At 42.5% G+C, this 23,597-nt stretch carries 24 protein-coding genes; 20 read left to right on the top strand and 4 right to left on the bottom strand.

What is annotated here, in order from left to right:
• Positions 1-23: 23 nt before the first annotated feature.
• From thiP to C0J08_RS16320, 3 genes are all read left to right on the top strand, one after another.
• Entirely contained in the window at positions 24-1,589 is a 1,566-nt protein-coding gene (thiP, locus tag C0J08_RS16330) for a thiamine/thiamine pyrophosphate ABC transporter permease (RefSeq protein ID WP_212652978.1), read from the top strand.
• A complete protein-coding gene (locus C0J08_RS16325) occupies positions 1,576-2,268 on the top strand; it encodes a thiamine ABC transporter ATP-binding protein (RefSeq protein WP_212652977.1) in 693 nt (230 codons plus the stop codon). The genes thiP and C0J08_RS16325 overlap by 14 nt, the downstream gene beginning before the upstream one ends.
• A gap of 85 nt (positions 2,269-2,353) precedes the next feature.
• On the top strand, positions 2,354-3,220 hold the full coding sequence (locus tag C0J08_RS16320; RefSeq protein ID WP_249344348.1) for a DMT family transporter: 867 nt from the start codon (positions 2,354-2,356) through the stop codon (positions 3,218-3,220).
• 20 nt (positions 3,221-3,240) lie between these two features.
• On the opposite strand, the gene C0J08_RS16315 is transcribed toward C0J08_RS16320, so the two are convergent.
• Together C0J08_RS16315 and C0J08_RS16310 are read right to left on the bottom strand one after the other, a co-directional pair.
• A complete protein-coding gene (locus C0J08_RS16315; protein WP_212652976.1) occupies positions 3,241-4,149 on the bottom strand; it encodes a DMT family transporter in 909 nt (302 codons plus the stop codon).
• A 340-nt stretch (positions 4,150-4,489) separates the two neighbouring features.
• The gene (locus C0J08_RS16310; protein WP_212652975.1) at positions 4,490-5,215 is read right to left on the bottom strand and encodes a MipA/OmpV family protein; all 726 of its coding nucleotides are present in this window, start codon (positions 5,213-5,215) and stop codon (positions 4,490-4,492) included.
• A gap of 219 nt (positions 5,216-5,434) precedes the next feature.
• Here C0J08_RS16310 and rpsF point away from each other — a divergent pair, with 219 nt between their 5' ends.
• From rpsF to C0J08_RS16280, 6 genes are all read left to right on the top strand, one after another.
• The gene (gene rpsF, locus C0J08_RS16305) at positions 5,435-5,839 is read left to right on the top strand and encodes a 30S ribosomal protein S6 (protein WP_212652974.1); all 405 of its coding nucleotides are present in this window, start codon (positions 5,435-5,437) and stop codon (positions 5,837-5,839) included.
• 23 nt (positions 5,840-5,862) lie between these two features.
• A complete protein-coding gene (gene rpsR / locus C0J08_RS16300) occupies positions 5,863-6,093 on the top strand; it encodes a 30S ribosomal protein S18 (protein ID WP_013662377.1) in 231 nt (76 codons plus the stop codon).
• A gap of 21 nt (positions 6,094-6,114) precedes the next feature.
• Positions 6,115-6,975 carry a hypothetical protein gene (locus C0J08_RS16295; protein WP_212652973.1) on the top strand — a complete coding sequence of 287 codons (861 nt, stop codon included), beginning with the start codon at positions 6,115-6,117 and terminating at the stop codon, positions 6,973-6,975.
• 22 nt (positions 6,976-6,997) lie between these two features.
• Positions 6,998-7,441, top strand: a complete 444-nt coding sequence (rplI, locus tag C0J08_RS16290; protein WP_212652972.1) for a 50S ribosomal protein L9 — start codon at positions 6,998-7,000, stop codon at positions 7,439-7,441.
• A gap of 153 nt (positions 7,442-7,594) precedes the next feature.
• Positions 7,595-8,971 (top strand): replicative DNA helicase, encoded by a 1,377-nt coding sequence (gene dnaB, locus C0J08_RS16285; RefSeq protein WP_212652971.1) that lies wholly within the window; start codon positions 7,595-7,597, stop codon positions 8,969-8,971.
• Positions 8,972-9,061: 90 nt separating this feature from the next.
• Positions 9,062-10,624 (top strand): methyl-accepting chemotaxis protein, encoded by a 1,563-nt coding sequence (locus C0J08_RS16280; protein ID WP_212652970.1) that lies wholly within the window; start codon positions 9,062-9,064, stop codon positions 10,622-10,624.
• A 61-nt stretch (positions 10,625-10,685) separates the two neighbouring features.
• On the opposite strand, the gene bioA is transcribed toward C0J08_RS16280, so the two are convergent.
• Complete coding sequence (gene bioA, locus C0J08_RS16275) at positions 10,686-11,972, bottom strand: adenosylmethionine--8-amino-7-oxononanoate transaminase (protein WP_212652969.1); 1,287 nt, start codon at positions 11,970-11,972, stop codon at positions 10,686-10,688.
• Positions 11,973-12,025: 53 nt separating this feature from the next.
• Positions 12,026-12,796 (bottom strand): ComF family protein, encoded by a 771-nt coding sequence (locus C0J08_RS16270; protein WP_212652968.1) that lies wholly within the window; start codon positions 12,794-12,796, stop codon positions 12,026-12,028.
• Positions 12,797-12,847: 51 nt separating this feature from the next.
• On the opposite strand from C0J08_RS16270, the gene bioB reads away from it, so the two are divergent.
• From bioB to fliG, 11 genes are all read left to right on the top strand, one after another.
• Positions 12,848-13,903: a biotin synthase BioB gene (gene bioB / locus C0J08_RS16265; RefSeq protein ID WP_212652967.1), complete on the top strand. Its 1,056-nt coding sequence runs from the start codon at positions 12,848-12,850 to the stop codon at positions 13,901-13,903.
• The gene (bioF, locus tag C0J08_RS16260) at positions 13,887-15,083 is read left to right on the top strand and encodes an 8-amino-7-oxononanoate synthase (RefSeq protein WP_212652966.1); all 1,197 of its coding nucleotides are present in this window, start codon (positions 13,887-13,889) and stop codon (positions 15,081-15,083) included. Before bioB ends, bioF begins: the two co-directional genes overlap by 17 nt.
• A gap of 12 nt (positions 15,084-15,095) precedes the next feature.
• The gene (locus C0J08_RS16255) at positions 15,096-15,899 is read left to right on the top strand and encodes an alpha/beta fold hydrolase (RefSeq protein WP_212652965.1); all 804 of its coding nucleotides are present in this window, start codon (positions 15,096-15,098) and stop codon (positions 15,897-15,899) included.
• On the top strand, positions 15,883-16,695 hold the full coding sequence (gene bioC, locus C0J08_RS16250) for a malonyl-ACP O-methyltransferase BioC (RefSeq protein WP_212652964.1): 813 nt from the start codon (positions 15,883-15,885) through the stop codon (positions 16,693-16,695). The genes C0J08_RS16255 and bioC overlap by 17 nt, the downstream gene beginning before the upstream one ends.
• Before the next feature lie 9 nt (positions 16,696-16,704).
• On the top strand, positions 16,705-17,382 hold the full coding sequence (bioD, locus tag C0J08_RS16245) for a dethiobiotin synthase (RefSeq protein ID WP_212652963.1): 678 nt from the start codon (positions 16,705-16,707) through the stop codon (positions 17,380-17,382).
• Positions 17,383-17,473: 91 nt separating this feature from the next.
• Positions 17,474-17,944 (top strand): helix-turn-helix domain-containing protein, encoded by a 471-nt coding sequence (locus C0J08_RS16240; protein ID WP_212652962.1) that lies wholly within the window; start codon positions 17,474-17,476, stop codon positions 17,942-17,944.
• Entirely contained in the window at positions 17,944-19,098 is a 1,155-nt protein-coding gene (locus tag C0J08_RS16235) for a sensor histidine kinase (RefSeq protein WP_212652961.1), read from the top strand. Before C0J08_RS16240 ends, C0J08_RS16235 begins: the two co-directional genes overlap by 1 nt.
• Before the next feature lies 1 nt (position 19,099).
• A complete protein-coding gene (locus C0J08_RS16230; protein ID WP_212652960.1) occupies positions 19,100-20,446 on the top strand; it encodes a sigma-54-dependent transcriptional regulator in 1,347 nt (448 codons plus the stop codon).
• 68 nt (positions 20,447-20,514) lie between these two features.
• The gene (fliE, locus tag C0J08_RS16225) at positions 20,515-20,877 is read left to right on the top strand and encodes a flagellar hook-basal body complex protein FliE (RefSeq protein WP_212652959.1); all 363 of its coding nucleotides are present in this window, start codon (positions 20,515-20,517) and stop codon (positions 20,875-20,877) included.
• A gap of 27 nt (positions 20,878-20,904) precedes the next feature.
• Positions 20,905-22,581, top strand: a complete 1,677-nt coding sequence (gene fliF, locus C0J08_RS16220; RefSeq protein WP_212652958.1) for a flagellar basal-body MS-ring/collar protein FliF — start codon at positions 20,905-20,907, stop codon at positions 22,579-22,581.
• On the top strand, positions 22,578-23,591 hold the full coding sequence (gene fliG, locus C0J08_RS16215) for a flagellar motor switch protein FliG (protein ID WP_212652957.1): 1,014 nt from the start codon (positions 22,578-22,580) through the stop codon (positions 23,589-23,591). Before fliF ends, fliG begins: the two co-directional genes overlap by 4 nt.
• Positions 23,592-23,597 lie beyond the last annotated feature (6 nt).

Below are 23,597 nucleotides of genomic sequence, written 5' to 3'. Positions count from 1 at the left end.
ATTTTCGAGCTATAAAAGGATTAATGCCGGCGTTATTGGGCGTCGGCTTTTTCTTACTTATGGGAGCGGCCAGCTTGGCGGCTCTTTTGCGTTATAGCGATTTGCCAACTTGGCTTGGCTATCTACAGCAGCCTTATCTTTGGCGTGTTGTACGTTTTTCTCTATGGCAAGCATTACTAAGCAGTGGTATCAGTTTGCTTATTGCTATTCCTGTTGCTTCTTGTCTAATTCACCGACAGTTTTTTGGACGCGCTGCTTTGCTGCAACTGTTTGCAGTTTCCATGGTGGTACCGACCATTGTGGCGATTTTAGGTTTAGTGGTGGTGTATGGGCGCACTGGATGGTTGAATCAATTGATAGGTGTGCAAATTCCCTTGTACGGCTTGGTTGGGATCTTATTGGCTCATGTGTTTTTTAATATGCCTTTAGCGGTTCGGTTTTTATTGCAGGGTTATGATTTGATTCCTTCTGGACAGTGGCGCCAAGCTTCGCAGTTGGGATTTTCTCGCTGGGCGTCTTTTCGTTGGATTGAATGGCACTATATTAAAAAGGTGCTTCCTGGCGCTTTTGTGCTGATTTTTATGTTGTGCTTTTCAAGCTTTGCTGTGGTGTTGAGTTTAGGGGGAGGGCCAAAGTTTAGTACTTTGGAAGTGGCGATTTATCAAGCGCTTCGATTTGATTTTGACTTAAATAAGGCCAGCTTTTTAGCTTTACTTCAGGTGTCGATATGTACTCTTTTTGCGGTGATTGTATATCGGATTGCGCCAGTCAACCGTCAGGATGTGAGTTTAATTGCGGTAAAAGGCTATGCGCTTAAAGATTCTTTTTGGGCTAAGTTGGCAGATAGTTTTGCCTTGTTCTGTACGTTTATATTAGTTGTTCCGCCTTTTTTGGCTATTTTTGATCCCGTCTTTTCTCCCATTTTTATGGATACATTGCAGTCAGTTGCTTTATGGAAGGCTACGTTGGTTTCATTGCAGATTGCCGTTCCTGCTGCATTAGTCAGTGTGTTACTTGGCATTTGTTTTGGGGTGTTAGCGCGTTTTTGTATGGCTCGTCAATATTTTGCTTTTTTACCCAGTAAAATCGAGCACCTAGGGAACATGATTTTAATGGTGCCTGGATTGGTCATTGCTACGGGATTATTTTTGACATTACGTGATTTGGGTTGGGGATTTAAATCGAGTTATTGGATTGTGGTATGGGTCAATGCTGTAATGGCCTTGCCTTTTGTTCTGCGGGCGTTGATACCAGTGATGTACCAGCAAGAGCGGCGTTTTCGAAATGTGTATGTGAGCTTAGGGATTCAGTCTTGGTCGCGATGGTGGTTAGAGTGGCCACTAATTCGTACCAGTGTTGCTCAAGCCTTTGGTTATGCTCTATTGCTTTCTTTGGGTGATATGGGGGTGATTGCGCTATTTGGTAGTCAGGGATTGGTGTCTTTGCCATTGTATTTATTTCAACTGATTGGTTCTTATAAGTTAGAAGAAGGTGCTTGTGTCGCTGTGGTGTTAATTTCTCTGTGCTTAGTTTTGTTTTATTGTTCGTCTCGCTTTATTGGTGGAGTAAGAGCACATGTTAAAAATTAACCTTCAGTATGATTGGGAGGGATTTCATGCAAATTATTGTGTGGACATTTCTCCTGGTGTGACTACCTTGCTTGGTGGAAGTGGTGAAGGAAAAAGTACTCTTTTACATTTGTTGGGAGGTTTTTTGGATGGTCGCGGAGAACTTTATTTCAACGGCGAGTCTCTGCTTTCTTTGCCTGCTTATAAAAGGCCAATATCAACGCTATTTCAAAGTGATAACTTATTCCCGCAATTGACTGTCTGGCAAAATGTTGCAATTGGTTTATCTCCTTCTCTTGCTTTGAGTGATGAGCAAAAAGAGAGGGTCCAGTGGGCTCTACAAAAAACACAGTTAACAGATAAAGCTGATCGTTTTCCGCAAGCTTTGTCTGGGGGGCAGGCTCAGCGAGTTGCTATTGCACGGGCCTTAGTAAGAGAAAAGCCTATTTTGTTGCTTGATGAGCCTTTCAGTGCTTTGGACCCAGCATTGCGTGAAGAGATGCTCTACTTGGTTAATGACGTTACTTCAGAGCTGGGGTTAACGACTTTGTTAGTATCGCATTTACCTCAAGAAGCCAGTCTAGTTGGTGGTCAAGTTTTGTTAGTTGAGCGGGGTTGTGTTATTGCACATGAACCTGTATCTGTCCTATCTCAAACTGAGCCTCATCCGCTTTTTTCTCGTTATCTTGGTTATACCTAGCATTAAAGGGGAGTAATGCTCGACAAACTTTCATGATTAGGTTAAATCTTGTCTCTATTTTGTATGGATTATAAGAGCGACTAAATTGTTAGATGATAATGAGTTATTAAAGAAAGGGATTTTGATGACAATCGCTTATGCGTTTGTCATGTCGCTTACAGCCTTGGCCGCTAAACAGGCTCAAACCATGATTGCCGTTTCCACTTTGGTTTTCTGGCAAAGCTTTTTTTGCGTATTAATACTTTTTCCTCAAATGCGAGGTCGCTGGCAGAAGCGGTCAGCTTCTGTTTGGCGAGTGCATTTTCTGCGTAGTTTTGGTGGCTTTTTAGGCTTTCTTTTTTATTATTGGTCATTGAATCATATTCCTCTGGTAGAGGCGTCCTTACTTAGAACGTGTGCACCTTTGTGCGTTCCATTTGTTGTATTGATATTGCATCGAATTAAAATTCCAAAAGCTCGTTGGTTGCCGCTTATTATTGGTTTTGTTGGTGTGGCATTTGTTATTCAGCCTACCCCTGATCACCTAAACCCTTGGCATATTGTTGGCTTTCTTTCTGCTATAGGTTTGGCTTTGTCTATGGTGACGACGCGCATGCTGTCGCAGCAGGTGACGGGACAAGAAACGTTATTTGTGTATTTTTTAGTATCGACGATATTGTCTTTACCGCTGATGTTAGTACAAGGTAATTCTTTAGTTTTACCTTTTGCTGTATGGCCTTGGGTGGCTGCGGTTACCATGACGCTATATGTTGGCATGTATCTTTACAACTTGGCTTACACCTATGCACCAGCAAGTATTGTTTCTCCGGTGAGTTACATTGGTGTGGTATTTAGTGGTTTTTGGGGGTGGGCTGTTTGGGGGCATGTGCCAGATATTTATGCTGTTTTAGGAATATTATTTATTTTTTTAAGCATTTTGATAAGTACTCGAATCGCGAAAAATAGAGGTTAAGAAAGAGCGGAATCTCTTTCTTAACCAAGCTTGTTAGGTTTTGAGTTGAGTCGTTTTTTGTTCAAAATAGTGGCAACAAAGATGCCAGAAAAGATCAGCGCAATACCTACATAATGAAAGTGAAATAAGCTTTCTCCTAAAAAAATCACCGACAAACTGATGCTAAATACAGGCAAAAGATGAATGAAGTGTCCCGCTGTCGCTGCCCCAAGTTTTTGAATGCCCGTGTTCCAGCATAAAAATGCCCCAATTGAAGCAAATACCCCCATATAAATGATTGCCATCCAATTGCTGGCTGTAAAGTTAGACAATTGGCTTTCACCAAAAAGAAAGAATAGTGGTGCTTGAAATAAAGTTCCGATGACGGCTGTGCAAGCGAAGAAGCCAATTAAAGACATTTCTTTCGGACGCTTTATGATCATGACTGAATAGATTGCCCAGCTGATAGCTGCGGTAATAATCCATAAGTCGCCTTGTGAAAAGCTGAGATGTAAGAAGGTATCTAAACTGCCACGACTAACAATGGTTATAGCACCAAGGGTAGAAATAAAAATACCAACATTTTGCATCCATGACGTTTTGCTCCCCAGTAATAAACGTGCTGTGATTAATATCATCACTGGCATGATTGAATTGAGTAATACAGCGTTGGTTACCGTTGTCGAGCTAAGGCCAATGTATAAAAACAAATTGTAGTTACAGATTCCAAGCCAGCCGAACATTAGTAATAAGGGCCAGTTTTTTTGGATAGTCTTCCTTTCTTTCCATAGCTTCTTGTAGGCAAAGGGAAGAATGATAAGACAAGCAAGGCTCCAGCGGAGGAAGGATATGGTAAAGGGGTCGATGCCTGAAGAAACCAGTACTCGGCCTAGGATATAATTTCCTGACCAAAAAAGTATTGGCAGTAATAAATAAATGAAAGCTGGCATGTGTAATCCTTACTTAAGGTTTTGACTGATATTTTTGTTGTCTGTCTATTTTGAATGAATAGGCCAACGAGAAGGCTGGCGAATCCAATAGGTGTTGAATTTAAAGTTTGCTTCTCCCATTCATTGGGCACGCCAAACAATGAACAAAAAAAGAGAAAAGAATATTAAGTTGATGGTTTGGTTTGCGTTAGATTAAAGTCTAAAAGAGTAATTCCACAATGAAACTGTCTCGAAACCAAATGGCATGGCTGGAGCATTGTTAGAGAGTTTATTCATTATTGAATTCCAAATGACTCTAAAATTGCGGATTTATTTCTCGAGAGAAATGTTTTGTAGAGTGCTAAAAACTAAAAATGACTCCAGCAAGAAGAGAGGTTGTCTCATCGCGTTCAATAATTGGACTCTTTAGAATGCTATCGTCATATTTTGTGCGACTGACACCAAGCATGATATTGGTGCTAGTAGTGATAGGATAGACTCCTCTTACTCCATATTGGATTTTCGAAACGGAGCCTGAATCATAGCTAGAAATGGCGCCACCAGTATTTGTTGACTCTTTTTGTGAAACGCCAAATAAATGATTACTCATTTTACTGTCCATAAACTCGTAAGAAAGAGAAGGTATAATCCTCCACATTCCAACTGGAATAGGGAACCCCAAAGCTATTTTAGCTGAATAGCCGTCATGTTTGCCGCTAATGTCCTGTGAAAGCTTGGTGCTGATAAATCCTATTCGATAGGAGGCGAACGCCATAACGCTGGCATCTCTATCGTCCAATTTGCGCATATTTATATCATTCGCCTCACTGGGGTCAAACGTCGAGGCATCATAAGACAAGCCAACTGCAACGTTTTGAAAAGAGCGCCTTGGAAAAAAACGGTAGCCAATATCAGGTAATCGTAAGAAAAAATTTTCACCTTCATAAGATATACTAGGAAGAGAAACAGAATTCGAGTCTGTCGCTTTATAGATTGATTGTGATTTGGCGCCGATGACCCCCAGCTTTGTTTCGGCTAAAGTCGTAACCGGTATCAATAGACAGATTGCGAATAATGCTTTTTTCATAATGTCCGTATCTTTTAGTAGGTTTAATTGGTTTTGATTTTATGGGCTTCTACTGAGGGTGTAAATACAATATCCGTTTGCTTTTGGATCTTAGCGTGTATTTCGTTTACTTCTTACTCACTAGTGCTATATAATGCGCGTCCCTGTAAATCAATACTCCTTGTCTCACAGCTTTTTAACAGGGGAAGCGTGGAGACTAAGAACCCATAAGGAGCTTAAATGCGTCATTATGAAATCGTCTTTCTGGTTCACCCAGATCAAAGCGAGCAAGTACCAGCAATGGTTGAGCGTTACACTAATCTAATCACTGAAGATGGTGGTAAAGTTCACCGTCTAGAAGATTGGGGTCGTCGTCAACTTGCTTACCCAATTAACAAAATTCACAAAGCACACTATGTTCTTATGAACATTGAGTGTTCTGACAGTGTTTTGTCTGAATTAAACGACACTTTCCGCTACAACGATGCCATCATCCGTAACTTGGTGATTCGTCGTAAAGATGCGGTAACTGACGTATCTCCTATTAAAGCTTCTGAAGGTCGTGAAGATCGTCGTTCTGCTCCTCAACGTGAAGAGCGTAACCAGGACAATTCTGAAGAAGTTTCTGAAGAATCTGAAGATTAATTTATTTTTATTAGGAGACACTCATGGCTCGTTTTTTCCGTCGTCGTAAGTTCTGCCGTTTCACTGCAGAAGGCGTTAAAGAGATCGATTACAAAGATCTAGACACACTGAAAGGTTACATCACTGAAACTGGTAAAATCGTACCTAGCCGTATTACTGGCACTAAGGCTCGTTACCAGCGTCAGCTAGCGACTGCAATCAAACGCGCTCGCTACATTGCTTTACTTCCTTACACTGACAGCCACTTTAATTAATTGGCTGAAAGAAGTGCTTCTATGAGTGGTTTAGCCAAATGGGTAATGAAAAAACGCTTTAATGCCATTGTTGGTGTTATGGTGTTTGGTTTGATCCCTTTGATGTTTTGGTTGGCTGCTACAATCTTAGGGTTGGTGGTGCTTCGTAAAGGTGTAAAAGAAGGAATACCTGTATTAGCTTGGGGTTGTCTGCCAGCATTAGTGCTATGGATAATTCAAGGTGATGCAACGGCACTTATGGTGTTGATTGATGTGATGTTGTTGAGTTGTTTGCTCAGGTCAACAATATCATGGAGTTGGGTGCTTTTAGTCGGCAGTTTTTTGGCGGTTATTAGTTCTCTGCTTCAACCTATTTTGATGGCAGATGTTCTTAATCTAGCGGTTACGTTAGTTCAGAAGGTTTTGACTTCAGAAGGCGTTGAAGCTCCTGATAAAGATTTGATTTTTAGTCAAGCCGTAATGGCAATATCCATCTTTCAAGTGGTGATTGCTATTCTCTCTTTATTTTTGGCCAGAAAATGGCAAGCAGGACTCTATAATCCAGGCGGATTCCGCGCTGAATTTCATCAATTAAGATTGCCAGTAGCATTCAGTTTGGTTCTGGGTGGAATGATATTAATTGGTGAGAGCTTAGGCGGATCCTTTAGTATTTTCTCTCAAGCTGCTGTACCTGCTTTAGTCTTGCCGGGGCTTGCATTAGTGCATGGTGTTTTAGCAAAAAAAGAAATTGGGGTTGTTGGACTGATCGCATTTTACCTTGTGGGATTTTTTGTTTTGAATGTATATTTTGCAAATATCTTGGTCACACTGTGTGTGATTGATAGCTTTGTCGATATTCGTTCTAGAATCCAAGGTAAGGCGTCCAACTCAAGTGATAGCTAATGATTAATTAGAGGTGATCGAGATGGAAGTTATTCTACTCGACAAAGTAAACAAGCTAGGCGGTATTGGTGACGTTGCAGTTGTTAAGCCAGGCTATGCTCGTAACTTTTTGATTCCAAACAAAAAAGCTGTAATGGCAACTAAAGCTAACTTGGCTAGCTTTGAAGAGCGTCGTATCGAACTAGAAGCAAAGGCGGCTGAGCGTAAAGCAGCGGCTGAAGCTCGTGGTCAGACGCTAGAAGGCAAAACTTTCACTATCACTACAAATGCTGGTGATGAAGGTAAGCTTTTCGGTTCAATCGGTACTCGTGATATCGCTGAAGTTATTTCTGCTGAAGTAGCTGTAGAAAAATCTGAAATCCGCCTTCCTGAAGGTGCGATTCGTCACACAGGTTCTTTCGAAGTAGACATTCAGCTTCATTCAGAAGTTGTTGTAACTGTTACTTTGTCTGTTGTTGCTGAGTAATTTGCTAGACAAATTGCTTGAAGAAAGAGAAAAGTAAACACTTTTTCTACTTTCTAATAAGGGTATCTTGTTAATATGCAAGATGCCCTTTTTTTATGGGCGTGATAAGCTAACTTTCCTCAAATTTTCCGTTCTTTAATATGGGTGTTTTGCGTGCAACTAAATGATTCTGAAGTCGCTTCTATTAAATTACCACCGTATTCCATTGAAGCAGAGCGTTCTGTTGTTGGCGGATTAATGCTTGATCCGCAAGCCTGGGAAAAAGTGTCCGAGCTGGTGATTGCTGATGATTTTTACCGCCCTGAGCATAAAGCCATTTTTACGGTTATTGCTCGCTTGGCAGATGAGTCTGAACCCATTGATGTGGTAACCATTGGCGAGAAATTGGATAAGCGTGGTGACCTAGAATCCATTGGTGGTATGGCTTACTTGATTGAAGTAGCCGAAGCGACTCCTAGTTCATCCAATATCGCGTCCTATGCCGATATTGTTCGTGAGCGTTCTATTTTGCGTCGTCTTATTTCAACAACGAATGATATCTCTGCTCGTGCTTTTCACCCAGAAGGTATGACGGCGGCAGAGGTATTGGATGAAGCTGAGCGAAAAATCTTTCAAATCGCAGAGGGTGGCGAGAAAAAAGGTGGACCACGTATTGCGGCCGATATTCTGAGTGCTACGGTTGATAAGATCGATGAGCTATATCATCAAGATGGTGGTATCACAGGGTTAAGTACTGGCTTCACCGATTTAGATGCGATGACTGCTGGTTTGCAACCTGCTGATTTGATTATAGTTGCTGGTCGTCCTTCCATGGGTAAAACAACTTTTGCGATGAATTTGGTTGAAAATGCCGCGATGATCAGTGATAAACCTGTCATTGTGTTTAGTTTGGAGATGCCGTCCGAGTCTCTTATGATGCGTATGTTGTCTTCTCTTGGGCGAATTGATCAGACACGAATGCGTTCTGGGCAGTTGATTCAAGAAGATTGGGATAAGTTAATGTCAGCGGTGAAAATGCTCAAAGACCGTAAGCTTTTCATTGATGACACAGGTGGTATAAGTCCGACAGAAATGCGTTCACGTGTAAGGCGAATTGCTCGCGAGCACGGTGGTGTTGCCATGATAATGGTCGATTACCTTCAGTTGATGCAAATTCCAGGTTTTACAGAAGGTCGTACCAATGAAATTTCTGAAATTTCTCGTTCTCTTAAGGCTATTGCTAAAGAGATGGACTGTCCTATGGTGGCACTTTCTCAGCTGAACCGTAGTTTGGAGAATAGGCCAAATAAACGTCCGGTTAACTCAGATTTGCGTGAATCTGGTGCGATTGAGCAAGATGCCGATGTTATTTCTTTTGTATACCGAGATGAGGTGTATCACGAGGATACGCCTCATAAAGGCATCGCAGAGATCATTATCGGTAAACAACGTAATGGTCCTATTGGTACGTGTCGATTGGCCTTTGTAGGTAAATACACTCGCTTTGAAGATTTGGCGCCGGATGCCTACCGAGATTTTGATGACGAATAACATCTACTAATGTATTTTTGTGATTGATTGTGAATAGCAGCGCTAGTTGGTTTTATAAAAATAAGTAATAGAAAAAATTGAGAGTTGTTTATGCGAAAAATGCCAGTAACAAATAAAGAAAATGATTTTCCTGATAGCTATGTTTTAGTGTCTAGTACTGATGTGAAAGGACGCATTACGTTTGTTAATGATGTTTTTTGCGAAGTGGCAGGCTATGAACGAGAAGAGTTGATAGGTGCGCCACATAATTTGATTCGTCATGTGGATGTTCCTCCTGCTGTATTTGCTGATATGTGGGCAAATCTAAAGAAAGGTAACAGCTGGATGGGGTTGGTGAAAAATCGTTGTAAAAACGGCGATCATTATTGGGTGAGTGCTCATGTGAGCCCTCTGCTCGATAATCAAAAAATTATTGGCTATGAATCGGTAAGGCGCAAAGCTACGCGAGAGGAAATAGTCCATGCCCAAAGTATTTATGATCGTATCAACGCTGGTAAAGGCTTAGTTCCGACTAAGACTAAGCTGTTGGCCTATTTTAATAACCATACTTGGCCTGTGTTGATGCTTTTTCTTTTACTTGCTTTGACAAGTATGCTGACTGACTCGCTTGTGTTGCAAATTGCTGGCGGTGTTTCTGCGTTAGTTGGTTTTATCTTGTCATGGATGCAAAGTCAGTCATTAGATAAAACTGCTGCCGCTTTACCCGAAGAGGCGCATAACCCTATTGGTCAGTATCTCTATATTAAGAGTGTTGGTTTAAAAGCCGCGATCCCTTTTGCCCATATTCATCAAGATGCCGCTGCTGAAACGTTTCGCTATCGTTTGAAGGAGGGGGCGGCTCAGCTGAGTAATCGAGCTTCAGAAGCTAAGGCAAGTGTCACAACCAATCTGGCCAATTTTAATAAACAACGAAGTACATTTCAGGATGTGGTGGCGGCCAGCTCTCAGTTGTTGTCTAGTGTGACTCATGTGGCTGATCATATTCATGTGACTGTCGAAGCGACAGAGTCGGTTGGTGAGTTATCGCGTGAGAGTCGCTTGCTCGCCCAGCAAACCGGTGACACGATGCGACAAGTTTATAAGGACATTTCTGATGCCAAAGCCGTTGTTGCTATTTTGGCTGAACGAAGTGACAGTATTAATGAAGTGGTGAACTCTATTAGTGGCATTGCTGAGCAAACCAATTTATTAGCGTTAAATGCTGCTATTGAATCCGCTCGAGCTGGTGAAGCTGGTCGAGGGTTTGCTGTGGTGGCAGATGAAGTCAGAGCATTGGCGATACGAACTCAGGATGCGACACAAAATATTAATAGTATGACGGAAGAGTTAAAGAAAAATACTTTGGATGTTACTAATACTATTGATAAGGGTACCGCAGTCGCGCAAGAGGGCGTTGATAGTGTCGCTAAAGTGGCGCAAAAAATGAGCGATATTGAAGCGGCTATCAAGCAGGTAGTGGATATGACGGCACAAATTAATGTCTCTTCGGAAGAGCAGGCTAATGTTGCTCGAGATTTGAATGATAAGATGCAGGATGTAGATGCTTTAAGTATTGATAGTATTGAGCGGGCTGAAAATATTGTGATCAATATTAGTCATATTGAAGAAGAAGCATACGAACAAGGTAATTTGGCAGAACGCATGAAACAATAAATCATGTAATGCAAATTGACTGAAAATGGCCTTTGAGGATTTTTCTCAAAGGCCATTTTGTTTAGTGTGGAAGAGTGTTTGTGACTTGGTAAATGGCTTTACCAAGTGCTTGGATTTGTTCTTCGCTGATGATGTAAGGTGGCATGAGATAAATCAGTTTACCAAAGGGTCTTATCCACACGCCAAGCTCTACGAATTTTGGTTGAATATCATGCAGGTTAATCGGGTGATGTAATTCAACTACTCCAATGCCGCCTAGGCAGCGTACCTCTTTTACTTGTTCAAGCTCTTCGCATCTTATGAGTGCCGCTTTCATCCAGTTTTCTAGTTGGGTTATTTTTTCTGGAATATTGTATTCGTCTAGAAGGGCTAGGCTGGCGTTCGCAGCAGAACAAGCAAGCGGGTTTCCCATGAACGTGGGGCCGTGCATGAACACACCGCCTTCATGGCTGATGCCAAGGGCTACTTTGTCGTTGGTGAGTGTGGCGGCCAGTGTCATGTAACCACCCGTTAAGGCTTTGCCTACACACATGATATCTGGGCAGATATTGGTGTGATCTGTTGCGAAAAGCTTTCCAGTGCGGCCAAAACCTGTGGCAATTTCATCGAAAATCAACAATATGTCGAACTCATCACACAGTGCGCGTATTTGATTTAAATACTCTGGATTGTAAAACCGCATGCCCCCCGCATTTTGTACCACTGGCTCAATGATGAAGCCGGCTATACATTGATGATTTTCTTCGAACATCTTACGAATCTCGTCTAGATACTCGCTCTTGATCGCTGTGTCTAAGCCTGTGGGCGGTGGCGATATGAAGTATTGCTGAGTGAGTGCGGCAGCGAATAAGTTGTGCATGCCATTTTCTGGATCGCAAACTGACATGGCGGCAAAGGTATCACCATGGTAGCCACTTTTAGGAGTGACAAAGAATTGTTTGCTTGGCTTGCCTTGAGTATTCCAGTACTGAATAGCCATTTTTAAGGCGACTTCCACCGAGACTGAGCCTGAGTCGGAGAAAAACACTCGCTGCAGATCTGTAGGTGTAATAGCGATCAGCTTTTCAGCAAGATCAATGGCTGGTTTATGGGTTAGGCCGCCAAACATTACGTGTGAGAATTGCGATAGTTGTTCTTGAATAGCGCTATTTATGGTGGGGTGGTTGTAGCCGTGAATGACGCTCCACCAAGATGACATGCCGTCGATGAGTGTGCGCCCATTACTTAGGGTTATCTCACAGCCTGAGGCCTTTTCAACAAGAAAATGCGGGCTGGGGTTGCTCATAGATGTGTAGGGATGCCACAGAAGTTGCTTGTCTAAATCTAGGTAGTTTTGATCCGTTTTCATGAGGTACACCATTGCTTTGTTGGAGGCATAGTAAACAAAGGTGCCTGCTGTGGCTAGGCCGGTTCACTTAATTTAACTGAGTGTTCTTTATCAGGCGTTCGAGCAATCACCCATATATCGACTCTTTCAGCGCCAGCTTTCAGTAGGAGGTTTGTGCAGTTTTCTATAGTGCTTCCTGTCGTCATTACATCGTCAAATAAGGCGACGTGCTTAGGAATAGGTCTATCAAGTTGGTAGCTGTTTTTTTGACTCTTGAGTCGTTCTTTTCGACTCAGTGAGTGCTGTGCAGCTAAGTGTTTAATTTTTTTTAGTGGGTTGTTTCTTGGAAGTGATGGGCACTTTTCATTCAGGTGCTGTTTAAGGTATTTGACTAATTGATTGGTCATGGCTTTTGTTTGGCAAAAGCCGCGCTCTTTAATTCGTTTAGGATGGCTAGGAACGTAAAAGATTTGCTCAGGCCATTGGTCGCAGGAATATGTCTCAAGCAGATGTTCGCTCAAAAGGTAGGTGAGCGGGCGTATGTAGTGAATGCCTTGATTGAATTTGATGCTATGGATGAGAGTTTTTATGATGCCTTCAAATCGATAAGGGGCAATACAGGTGTGATAAGAAGGGCGGTTAGTTTGGCAGTTACCACACAAATTAGTATGGTACTGAGTAGGGCGTTTGCAGTGTTTGCAATGATTTAGGTTGGTGGGAAGTCCTTGTTGGCAGAACTTGCAGAGAGTGTGTGGTGTGTCGTTGTTGCATAGATAGCAGTGGTTAAAAAATACCCTATGGTAAACCTTTGTTATTTTTGTGGTTGACAGTTTCATCCAGTCCATTAGTATTGCTCCATTATTCTTTTCTGGATTGAGGATACTATGTCTCTAAGTATGTCTACAAATAATGTGAGTGCACCGCGTTTTGATTGGACTCATGCGGAAATCAAAGCCTTGTTTGATTTGCCCTTCATGGATTTGATGTTTCGCGCTCAGACTGTCCATAGAGAAAACTTTGCGCCAAATGAAGTGCAAGTCAGCACGCTCTTATCGATTAAAACGGGCGCTTGTCCTGAGGACTGTAAGTACTGCCCGCAAAGTGGGCATTACAATACAGAACTTGAAAAAGAAAAATTAATGGAAGTGCAAAAGGTGCTAGAAGAAGCGGCTTTGGCAAAAGAAAAAGGTGCAAGCCGTTTCTGTATGGGCGCAGCTTGGAAACACCCTTCCGAAAAAGATTTTCCTTATGTGTTAGAGATGATTAAAGGTGTTAAGTCGTTAGGCTTAGAGTCTTGTGTGACCTTGGGTTCCTTGAATGATGAGCAAGCGAAGCGTTTATCTGAGGCGGGCTTGGATTACTACAATCATAACCTAGATACGTCAGCAGAATTCTACGACAGCATCATTACGACTCGTACTTATCAAGATCGTTTAGATACGCTTTCTCGTGTCCGTGATTCAGGTATTAAGCTTTGCTGTGGCGGTATTATGGGAATGGGAGAAGAGCAAAAGGATCGAGTGGGCTTGTTGCGTCAACTTTCTCAAATGACTCCACACCCAGAGAGTGTGCCAATTAATATGTTGGTGAAAGTGGAAGGAACGCCACTGGAAAATGTGGACGATTTAGATACCTTTGAATTCATCCGCACTATTGCTGTGGCGCGCATTTTGATGCCTAAGTCCCATGTTAGATTATCTGCTGGCCGTCAAGGTATGAGCGAGCAAACGCAGGCTTTATGTTTTATGGCTGGGGCGAACTCTATTTTCTATGGAGAGAAACTGCTTACCACAGGTAATCCAGAAGCCGATAAAGACATGGCTTTATTTGCGAACTTGGGCATTAACCCTGAGAAACGTGAAGAGCATTCGGATGCGGCTGTTGCCGAAGCGATTGCTGCTCAAGTCGTCAAGCAAGAAGAGTCTAAGCTGTTTTATGAAGCCAGCGTTTAATACGCCAGATTGGATGTCGTCGGCGCTTGATGAGCGCCGTGAAAGAGACTTGATGCGCCGAACGATAACGCTGGAGAGTTCTCAAACGCCACATACCAAAATACAATCCCAAAATTACACGGCGTTTTGTTCGAACGATTATCTGGGGTTGGCTAATCACCCTAAATTAATTGAGGCCATGTCCAACACCGCGCGAACGTATGGTGTGGGTGGTGGTTCATCTCATTTGGTATGTGGTCATTTAGTACCTCATCAAGCGCTTGAAGAAGCCTTAGCGGATTGGCTAGGTTATGAGCGGGTGATGCTGTTCAGTACTGGCTATATGGCGAATCTCGGTGTGATTTCGGCTCTAGCGGATAAGCATCGTCCTGTTGTGCAAGATAGGTTAAATCATGCCTCTCTGATTGATGGTGCCCTGTTGGCGCAAGCGCCTTTGCGCCGTTATCTGCATGGTGATGTGGAGAGTGCAAGTAAGCTGCTTTCTAAATCTTCGTCAACGGGGCTGTTAGTGACGGATGGGGTATTTAGCATGGATGGTGATATTGCCCCTTTGGCTGAATTGTCTCAGCTAGCAAATCAGTATGGTTGGATGCTCATGGTAGATGATGCTCATGGGCTGGGCTGTATTGGTGAACGTGGCAGAGGTTGTCTGTCTTTAGAAGGCTTGGAAGCAAAGAGTTTGCCTATTTTAGTGGGGACATTCGGCAAGGCGTTTGGTACAGCGGGTGCTTTTGTTGCCACCTCGCATGATTATGCTGACTATCTCACGCAGTTTGCTCGCCCTTATGTGTACACCACAGCCATGTCACCAGCGATTGCAGGGGCTACTTTGGCCTCTTTACAGTTAATTCAGTCGCCTGAAGGTCAGGAAAGGCGAGCTAAGTTAGCTAGACATATCGCGTATTTCCGCCAACGGGTTGAATCGCTACCTGTAGAGCTGATGCCCTCTAATACGGCGATTCAGCCAATTATTATTGGTGATAGCAAGGCGGCCATTGAAATTAGTGAACAACTGAAAGTGCTTGGGGTATGGTGTACGGCCATTCGTCCGCCGACCGTACCGGCAGGAAGTGCCCGATTAAGAATTACCTTAAGTGCTGCCCACTCTGATGCAGATTTAATGTTATTATGCGATTCACTCGAACACGTATTAACAGCGAATTTTTTAAACGCACAGTAATAGAGGGACAGCATGCGAGTACGTATTGAAACAGAAACTTTTGGAAACTCGTCTAACCAAGCTATTTTTATGGTATCGGGTTGGGCAATGCCAAAAGAGGCGATGCGTTCTTTTGCTGTGCGTTTGAGTCAGCGGTTTTATGTTGTGGTTGCGAACTTGCCGGGAGTTTCTCTTAATGAACAATGGGTTTCTCGTTCTCGGATTGGTCCGAACTATGATATTGATGCACTATCTGAACAGCTTATTGAAGTCGCTCCTAAGGAGGCTTGGTGGATCGGTTGGTCTCTTGGCGGCATGGTTTCTGCCTATGTAGCTGCGCGCCGTTCTAGCTGTGTATCGGGGTTGATCACTATGGCGTCCTCTCCAAGCTTTATTAAGCGGGATGGTTGGGAAAATGCCATGTCAGTTGAAGACTTTGATGCGTTTGCGGCTTTGGTTGAACAAAAGCCAGAAGAAGGCATGAAACGTTTTGTTATGTTACAAGCGAAAGGGGCAACAAATGAACGGGCACTGGTAAAACGGTTACAAGGCTTTTTGCCGGTGAAAACGTTGAGTCGGGCTGCTCTAGTTGGTGGCCTTAGATTATTAAAGTCTTTGGATGTGCGTCGGGAGTGGTCACTTTTGGATCTTCCTAATTTGCACCTATTTGGTGGCAAGGATGTATTGGTTTCTAGTAAAGCATTAGAGCAACAAACTGATGTAAATCCTTTGCAGCATTGTGTTGTATTGTCCCATTGTGCGCATCAGCCTTTTTTGGAAGATGAAGAGGCTTGTGTGAGTCATATAGAAAACTTTATCGATGCTAATAACCCCTGATATATCGACAGCCAGTTATAAGCGACAATTGGCTAAGCGTTTTGATCGTGCATCTCTAACGTATGATGCCTATGCAGATTTTCAGAAAATTGTTTTAGATCGTCTTTTGATGATGCAGCCCTTAAATAAGGCGGATGTAGTACTGGATCTCGGAACCGGAACGGGGCAGGCTCTTACTGCCTTATCTGAAACCTTATCTCCTACCTATAATATTGCTCTTGATTTGTCTTCTCGAATGTTAGTGACGGCAAGCGAGCGCTACTCTACTTTAGAAAATACTTATTACGTTTGTGCTGATGCAGAAAATTTACCACTTCAAAGTGATGTGTGTGATTTGGTTTTTTCAAGCCTTGCCATTCAATGGTGTCTTAATCCACTGGCATTATTTAAAGAGTTGTATCGTGTTGTGAGGCCTGGTGGTTATGTGGTTTTCTCGACGCTTTCCCAAGGTTCTATGTTAGAAATCAGTAAAGCTTGGTCGGGAATAGATGATAAGGAGCATATACATCAATATGTGGCGTTTGATACGCTCATCGATAATGTTACCGCTTCCGGGTTGAACCTTTTATCCTCAGCGTTATCTGACATCCCCATGTGGTTTGATTCACCAGAAAGTGCCATTCATTCTTTAAAAAAAGTAGGTGCAAGTTTTATTTCTTCTGAGAGAGATCAAGTTATTTCTCCTAGTAAGTGGAAAGCGTTTTTGTATGAATATGAACGGCAGCGGAGTGAGCTTGGAATCCCGCTAAGTTATCAGGTTGCATTTGTCGTGGCTCAACGACCAAACCGTGTTTAGGAGTGTTAGGTGAAAAAACGTTTTTTTGTAACTGGTACTGATACCGATGCTGGTAAAACCTATGTTACTGTTGGTTTGCTTAACGCCGCTCAGCGAGCGGGTTTAAAGTCTATAGGACTTAAGCCAATAGCCGCCGGAGCCGATCGTGTTGATGGTAAGTTGCGTAATGATGACGCTTTGCTTATTCAACAGGCAAGCAGTGTTAAGTTGGCCTATGAGCAGGTAAATCCTGTTGTGCTAGAAGAAGCTATTGCGCCTCATATTGCAGCAATGAAAGAAGGTAGATTAATTACTGTTTCCCGCTTAGAGGGATTTATCAAAGGTGCGTTGTTAACACCTAATGCTTTTGCTCTGGTTGAAGGTGCTGGAGGATGGCGGGTTCCTCTAAATGACAGAGAGTTATTATCAGATTTAGCAAGAAAACTAGAGTTTCCTGTTATTTTGGTTGTGAATATGAAGCTAGGTTGTTTAAATCACGCTATTTTGACGGCAGAAGCCATTATAAGAGATGGTTTAACATTAGCGGGTTGGGTTGCTAATAGTGGGTCTGAAAAGATGCCGTGTTATGAAGAAAATTTGGCTAGCCTTACTTCTATAATGTCGGCTCCACTCTTAGGAGTCTTGCCTTGGAATGAAAGTGAAGAGGATTCAACGCAGGCGTTTGATGAGCTTTTTCTGGCGTTATAATATTTTGTGTTAATACTTGAAAGTAAGCGCTAACAACGCATTATATATTTGGTGATGTTTAAATTGCTTATTTTTTGGTTGAGGTAGTGGTGTGAAAGCTTGGTTATGCGGTTTAGATGACGAAGAAACGTCGAGTGTTTCCAGTATCATGACTTTCATCGGGATTGAGTACAGCACATCATTGACGGCATTTCATTTGCCTGATTTTGTTGTATTGGGGAAGGCTATTCAATCTTGTGAGTTAGATGAGATGATTCCGGTTATTTCTCTTAATGAGTCCTTGGAAGTGGTAGGGGATTATAATGTTTGGCTTTGCCCTTTGCCATGGCGCTCTAATGTACTTTCTTTAGTGTTGAAAGAAATTAAGCAGTTGCATACCTTCCCGCAGACCGCTGGGGTGAACTTGAATTTGCATGTACGTCATCTTGAAGCGCTTCTTATTCGTCAAGCTTTGGTGTCGACTCAAGGTGTTGTGTCAAAAGCTGCGCAGAATTTACAAATCCAACGCACAACGCTTATTGAAAAAATGCGGCGCTATAATATTGATAAATCGGAGTTTTAGTGACAAAAGATGAAGAAATAGCGGAACTTAAAGCCGCTTTTAAAGCTTTCTCCGAATCTTCTGATGTATTGGCAAAATCCTATGTTGACCTCCAGAGTGAAGTGGCACGCTTGTACGAGCAATTGGAAAAGTTAGAACAGGATAAGCGCCAAGAGCAGGATAAAAATCGAATTCTAGTTTTGCAATTTCAGCAGCTTTTTGAGTCTATGCCTGTTGGTGTGCTTCTGTTGAATGAGGAAGGCGTCGTAGTGATGGCTAATCCTGTTGCAGACCGCTTATTTAATTTGCCCTTAGTTGGTCAGTCATGGGGAGAAATTGTTCCATTGAGCTTTCGGCCACAAAAAGATGATGGTCATGAAGTTAGTATGGTCAGTGGGCGTCGTGTGAGAGTAGAAACCGCCTCTTTGGGTAATGTTCCTGGACAGTTAGTGATTCTTGTGGATTTGACAGAAGCCTATTTGTTGCAGAAAAAATTGTCACACCATGAGAGGTTATCCAATATGGGGAAAATGGTGGCCGCATTAGCTCATCAGATTAGAACGCCCCTTTCTTCTGCTACGCTTTATGCAGGCCATTTACAAAAGCCTGATTTGGCCCCCGGTATGCGACAGACTTTTGCAAATAAACTGGTGGATAGGTTAGCTAATATTGAAAAACAAATCCGGGATATGTTGATCTTTTCCCGTAGTGAAATAAAACTTGACGAGACAATAAGTGTCTCAACATTTATAAAAGAGTTGATTAATCATAGCCAAGAGATTTGTGACCAAAAAAATATGCAATTGGAGGCAAGTGGTGCGACTTTTTTGGCTACCGATTGTATTAAATGTAATAAAGAAACCTTACTTGGCGCATTACTGAATCTTTTGAATAATGCCATAGATGCACAATCGCCTGGTGATATGGTGCAGTTAAATTGGCGGAATAATCATGGCTATGTGACACTGACGTTTAAAGACAGTGGTGTTGGGATGTCGAAAGCACATTTAGAGCATGTGCAAGAAGGTTTTGTAACCACAAAACAACATGGAACTGGGTTGGGCTTGATGGTGGTTAAAGCCATTGCTAGAGCTCATCATGGTCAATTTGAAATAGACAGCGAAGAGGGGGCAGGTACTACGGCCAGTTTAACGCTTCCTCTTGTAAGGGTATAAAATGTCTGATGTGAAATTATTGATTGTTGAAGATGATGTCGGCTTGGCTGAGGCATTGGAAGATACACTGATGTTAGCCAGTTACCAATGTAAAATGGTTTATAGTGCCGAAGAAGCGATCATTGCCTTAAAGCACGGTCAATTTGATATGGTTGTGTCGGATGTTAATCTTCCTGGTATGGATGGTTATGGTCTCTTGCATCATGTGATTGATACTTACCCAGAGCTACCTATTATGTTGATGACGGCTTATGGTGATATTGCTCATGCTGTCGAAGCAATGCGAGATGGTGCCGTTGATTATTTGCTTAAGCCATTTAAAGAAGAAGAACTGCTAAATTCCATTGCGAAACATACGGTCAAAGTTACACCGATCAATACGTCTCAGCCTATTGCAAAAGATCCGGCTAGTATTGCTTTGTTAGAGCTGGCAAAACGGGTTGCTGTCACGGATTCTACTGTACTTATTTGTGGTGAGAGTGGGACGGGTAAAGAAGTCTTGGCGCATTATATACATCAAAACTCAAGTCGACCTAATGCACCTTTTGTTGCAATAAACTGTGCGGCTATACCTGAAAATATGCTTGAAGCCATTTTGTTCGGCTATGAAAAAGGCGCTTATACGGGGGCTGTTTCTTCACAAGCGGGTAAGTTTGAACAGGCGAATGGTGGCACTTTACTACTTGATGAAATTACTGAGATGGATGTTGGCTTACAAGCCAAGTTGCTGCGTGTTCTCCAGGAGCAAGAAGTAGAGCGGCTTGGTGGTAAAAAGTCTATCCCTTTGGATGTGCGTATTATTGCGACAACTAACCGAGACTTAGCGGATTATGTTAAAGAAGGTGGCTTTAGGGAAGACTTATATTACCGACTGAATGTCTTTCCTTTACGCTGGATGCCAATTCGTGATCGTAAAGGTGATATTTTACCTATAGCTGAACATCTCCTTGCGAAACATGCGGCTAAAATGCGCATATCTGGCGCTATGTTAAAACCTTCAGCGCAAAGTAAATTAGAGTCTCACCCTTGGCCAGGCAATGTTCGTGAACTCGATAATGTGATTCAGCGGGCTTTGATTTTGAGTCCTAACGCGCAGATAAACGAGGATCATATCGCATTTGATATGATGAGTTTATCTGCTCAGGTAGAGGAACCGTCAGTAGAGGAAGACAGTGCCGCGTCAATTCTTGGCAAAGGGGTACAACAGCATGAGTTCCGAATTATTGCGCAAGCCCTTGTTGATGCAAATGGTAAACGTAAAGTGGTAGCTGATCAGCTTGGTATTAGTCCTAGAACTTTACGCTATAAAATCGCTAAAATGCGAGAAAGTGGCATTGATGTAGATTGATTTTTGTATCTTGTTTTAATTAGCTTTATGCTAAGCTGTGTATATGTGATTTTTTAGGTGAAAAAAACATGATTTCTGGTCGACCAGACATTAATCAGGTGTTGTCCCAAATGAGGGATATGAAGTCGCAGGTTCAGGCGCCAGGTTCCCCTGTGTCTAATATCGCCAAGGTAGGTGGAGAAAACGAAGGGGGGCAGACAGTTGAACGTGCTGACTTTGCTGAGATGTTGAAAAATGCTGTCGACAATGTAAATGCTTTGCAGAGTGAGTCTAAACAATTAGCCCAATCTTATGAACGCGGTGACGAAGGGGTGGATTTACCTCAAGTTATGATTGGTCTACAAAAATCGAGTGTGTCATTTGAAGCAATGACTCAGGTGCGTAATAAACTTGTAGACGCGTATGAAAAAATCATGAATATGCCTATCTAGGCACTTTAAACCGCTTGGCGCTTTTTAATGGATAATGTCCCTGCAGAACAATCGGAGCAAAAGCTCTATCTAGAGTTAGTAACTGGCTTTAATAAGCTGACAGTAATTCGTCAGCTCGCGTTAATGGTCGGTTTAGCCGCATCTATAGCTATTGGCTTAGCGGCCGTCTTATGGAGTAATGGTCCAGAATACAAACCAGTCTTAAGCAGTATTACAGACTATAATGCTGATCAAATAGTTGAAATTCTTAGTGTTAACAACATTCCTTTTAAATTAGATCAAAATACAGGTGCTTTGCTTGTTGAATCTGATTTTTATCATCAAGCTCGTTTAAAATTAGCTGGCTCAGGCATTGTTTCTGACAACATTGTTGGTATGGAAATAATGGATCAAGAGCAAGGACTCGGTACGTCACAATTTGTTGAGACGACTCGCTATCGGCGAGGTTTGGAAGGTGAGCTAAGTCGAACGATTTCTAGTTTGCAAAGTATTAAAACTGCTCGGGTGCATTTAGCTATACCAAAAGAGTCGGTATTTGTACGAGATACTCGAAAGCCTTCAGCCTCTGTATTTTTAGAGCTTTACCCAGGAAGGCGTCTTGATAAAAGCCAAGTAGAAGCCATTGTGAATTTAGTGGCTTCTAGTATCTCTCAGTTGAGTGATAAAGATGTCACTGTTGTTGATCAACGCGGTACGTTACTGACAGATAAAGATTCTGATTCCGAACTGTCTGTCGCAGGCAAGCAGTTTGATTATGCTCGTAAAGTTGAAGATGTTCTATTGCAGCGAGTGAATAACATCCTTGGTCCTGTTATTGGGCAAGGTCGTTTCAAAGCGGAAGTGTCGGCGGATGTAGATTTTACTGCGGTTGAAAAAACCAATGAACAATATAATCCTGATTTATTGGCTCTTCGCAGCGAACAAACTTTAAAAGAGAAGCGTAGTGGTGGTGCGAATTCTGGTGGTATACCGGGAGCATTAACGAATCAGCCGCCTGGAGCAGTTACCGTCCCTGAGGCGGTCGACCAAAATGGTGCTCCTATTGGCAGTAATACTGCAGCTGCAACAGGTCAATCTCGTGAAGAAACTACTCGTAACTTTGAGCTAGATCGGAGTATTAGTTATACCAAGCGTCAGCAAGGAACTGTGCGTCGTTTGTCGGTAGCTGTTGTAGTTGATGATCTGGTCAGTGTGGATCCTGATACTTCAGCTGTCGTTCGAACACCATGGAATGATGATGAATTAGGTCGTTTAACCCTATTGGTTAGAGATGCTGTTGGTTATGATCCTTCCCGTGGTGATAGTGTTAGCGTAATTAATTCGCCTTTTGCTTTGCCTGAACCTGACGAACCTGCGGTTGAAGTGCCATTTTATAAGCAAGAATGGTTCTTAAGTTTGATACAGCCAACTTTAGTGGGCTTATTTGTACTAATTTTATTGCTTGTGGTTGTTCGTCCTATTTTGAAAACTCTTAGTGATCAGAATAAAATTGCGGTTACAGAAGACACAGAAGCGGCTATTTTCTCCGATGAAACAGATGAAATCTCTGATGATCAAGTTTCTCTGGTTAGTGCTGAAGATATATTGGTGCCCGGTTCCCCTGAGAAAATTGACCGTCAGCTGAATGCTATTCGCGGGTTAATAGCGGAAGAACCAGAGCGTGTTGCTCAAGTGGTTAAACAATGGGTGATGGAAAGTAAATGAGTGATACAGGCCAAGGCGACGATTTAACTTCGATTCAAAAGGCAGCGGTGCTTCTTATGTCGCTGGGTGAATCCGATGCGGCGCAAATACTTAAGCATATGGGACCTAAAGAGGTTCAGAAAATTGGTCATACAATGACTCAACTTGCTAATGTGCAGCGTCATCAAGTTGAAAAAGTATTAGATGATTTTTTGGTGTTAGTAGGTGATCAGACAGGTTTAGGTCTTGGCTCAGATGGTTATATTCGTAATATGCTTAGAGAGGCGCTTGGTGAAGAAAAAGCCGGGAGTTTAATAGATCGGATTTTATTAGGTGGCAATACTACCGGCCTTGATACTTTGAAATGGATGGAATCAAGAGCTGTTGCCGATGTTATTCGTTATGAGCACCCGCAAATCCAGGCCATTGTTATTTCTTATTTAGATCCAGATCAGGCTGCGGATATATTAGCGAATTTTGATGAACGTGTTCGCTTAGATATTGTGTTGCGAGTGGCTGCATTGGAGACGGTACAGCCGGCAGCATTGCAAGAGTTGAATAATATATTAGAGCGTCAGTTCTCTGGAAATAATTCAACTCAATCAACCACGATTGGTGGTATTCGTACGGCGGCGAATATCATGAACTTTATAGACAGCTCAGTAGAAACTGAATTAATGGAGTCTATTCGTGATGTCGATGAAGATTTGGCTAATACAATTCAAGATTTGATGTTTGTGTTTGATAATCTAATGGATGTGGATGATCGTGGTATTCAGGTTATTCTTCGTGAAGTAGAGTCTGAGACCTTGATTCTTGCATTGAAAGGAGCCGATCCTGAAATGCAAGATAAAATCTTCAAGAACATGTCTTCTCGTGCTGCTGATATGCTTAAAGATGACTTGGAAGCGAAAGGCCCCGTTCGCGTTAGTGAAGTTGAAGTGGCTCAAAAAGAAATACTGGCCGTTGCCAGACGCCTTGCTGATAATGGAGAAATTGTTCTCGGCGGTGGCGGTGAGCAGATGGTTTAATTGAAT

Origin of the sequence: Marinomonas sp. CT5 (assembly GCF_018336975.1) — a bacterium.
Lineage (GTDB): Bacteria > Pseudomonadota > Gammaproteobacteria > Pseudomonadales > Marinomonadaceae > Marinomonas.
Note: the sequence above shows the minus strand (reverse complement) of the source record. Positions and strands in the feature narration are given on the sequence as shown.